This is a genomic window from Okeania sp. SIO2B9, from assembly GCF_010672505.1.
Classification (GTDB): Bacteria; Cyanobacteriota; Cyanobacteriia; order Cyanobacteriales; family Microcoleaceae; genus Okeania; species Okeania hirsuta.
On record NZ_JAAHGK010001812.1, the window covers coordinates 1 to 1,032 of the forward strand.

Sequence of the window (1,032 nt, forward strand, 5' to 3'; positions counted from 1 at the left end):
TTTATCATTTTCTTTGTGGGTTTAATACCCCACCGTCTACACGGTGTTCAAAATTACTTGGGGTGAGAATCCCCATGTAATTTTCCTCCTGTCTCCTGTCTCCTGTCTCCTGTCTCCTTCTTCAATAGGTATAGTTATGATTTTGACATTTCTGAATAAAAATTTTACAAATCTTAAAAAAGGATTAGAATCGCAGTAATTTTTATAAGGCAATCTTAATATTAAGCTTAATAAAAAAAACCGAGTATAAATACTCATAATTTAACACATAAATAATAATTATCAACTGCTAATCAAGTAGTTATAAAAATATTAAGATGGAGAAAATGAGTGCAGAGGAATTACTGGCAAGATACGCGGAGGGTCAAAGAGAATTTTGTGATATTGATTTGAGTAATATTGAATTATTTGAGGCTGATTTAGAAGGAATTAATTTAAAAGGTTGTGATTTAACAAAAGCTTATATGCCTTATGCAAATTTGAATCAAGCTAATCTTAAAGGATGTAATTTACAAGAAGTGGAAATGGGAGATATTAAACTTTATCAAGCTAATTTATCTAATACCAATATTTCGCAGGGAAATCTATCGAGAGCTAATTTGCGTAATGCTATTCTGAGTGGTGCAAATTTGAATCGAGCCAATTTACAAGGTGCAAATTTATATAATGCAGACCTCACAGACACAGATTTAAGCCATGCAGATTTAAGAAAAGCTAATCTAGAGAAGGCAAAATTAGATAATGCTAAATTGGGATGGTGTAATTTATTTCGAGCTAAAAAAGTTGATTTATCTATGGCAGAACACAACGACACTACTATTGGACCTGATGGGTATTAAATAATTAATAATTAATAATTAGGGTTTGCTGAAAAAGTCTTATTGGGTGAGGGGAGGAGACAGGAGACAGGAGACAGGAGACAGGAGAAATGGGAATGAACTAGGAGGTAGGAGTAAGAATTGTAAGAATAATTTTTCTGCCCAACTCTGGCCTAAAATACGCTCCTTTTTGAGCGTGAAGAGCTGAAAACCA

Annotated in this window: 3 protein-coding genes; 2 read left to right on the forward strand and 1 reads right to left on the reverse strand. The window is 33.1% G+C overall.

The window, feature by feature from the left end:
* Nucleotides 1-36: 36 nt before the first annotated feature.
* Nucleotides 37-258, reverse strand: coding sequence for a hypothetical protein (locus tag F6K13_RS34640; protein ID WP_124147133.1), 222 nt, complete (start codon nucleotides 256-258; stop codon nucleotides 37-39).
* A 68-nt stretch (nucleotides 259-326) separates the two neighbouring features.
* Between F6K13_RS34640 and F6K13_RS34645 the strand changes: the two genes are divergently transcribed.
* On the forward strand, nucleotides 327-839 hold the full coding sequence (locus F6K13_RS34645; RefSeq protein ID WP_338043252.1) for a pentapeptide repeat-containing protein: 513 nt from the start codon (nucleotides 327-329) through the stop codon (nucleotides 837-839).
* A gap of 25 nt (nucleotides 840-864) precedes the next feature.
* A complete protein-coding gene (locus tag F6K13_RS34650) occupies nucleotides 865-1,026 on the forward strand; it encodes a hypothetical protein (RefSeq protein ID WP_161565146.1) in 162 nt (53 codons plus the stop codon).
* The last annotated feature ends 6 nt before the right edge of the window (nucleotides 1,027-1,032 follow it).

Bases quoted from the DNA above. Each gene is read 5' to 3' on its own strand.
- F6K13_RS34640 (WP_124147133.1), bottom strand. From the start codon at position 258: ATGAGTATTTATACTCGGTTTTTTTTATTAAGCTTAATATTAAGATTG.
- F6K13_RS34645 (WP_338043252.1), top strand. From the start codon at position 327: ATGAGTGCAGAGGAATTACTGGCAAGATACGCGGAGGGTCAAAGAGAA.